1 protein-coding gene is annotated in these 555 nt (G+C 43.4%); it reads right to left on the bottom strand.

What is annotated here, in order from left to right; genetic code table 11:
* Positions 1–123 precede the first annotated feature (123 nt).
* A partial coding sequence (locus tag R8O11_RS30385; RefSeq protein WP_318195284.1) for an AraC family transcriptional regulator occupies positions 124–555 on the bottom strand: 432 nt, incomplete at its 5' end.

The raw sequence follows: 555 nt of genomic DNA on the forward strand, positions 1-555 counted from the left end.
GATGTCTTTACTGCCTCAAATTTTAACGTCGTTGCGCGCAAGAAAAGAAGCAATAACGGTTTAAGTAATCATCCCCTATCATATTCAAGAGAACGCCCGATTTTGTATCGGGCGTTTTGTTATTCAATTCGCTCTGAGCTGGGCTTGTTTTCGATAAGCAAGCGGTGTGACACCATATTCTTTTCTGAAACAGGCACCAAAATAAGAGGCATGCTTAAAACCACATAGCTCAGCTATTGCACTGACACTCGCATCGCTATTGCACACCATTTTTTGTGCTGTATCTAGTCGTGCAGCCTGCAGCACGTCAGTAAACGTCGTCCCTTCCTTGTTCAACTTTCTTTTTACCGTCGACTCACTCATGTAAACCAGTTTCGCAATTTCTTTGAGCGTCCACGGCTTCGTTAGATCTTTAGAAATCAGCGCGCGAATACGTGAAGACAACGAAGAATATGAACGAGTTTCTGCCTGACTGGCGCTCTGCTCAAAGTGCATCAACAAATACAAAAGCATGCTGTTGATATCGAGCAATTCATCATTTGAACGGTTACCACA

The sequence above is a fragment of the Vibrio sp. 1288 genome (genome assembly GCF_033344475.1).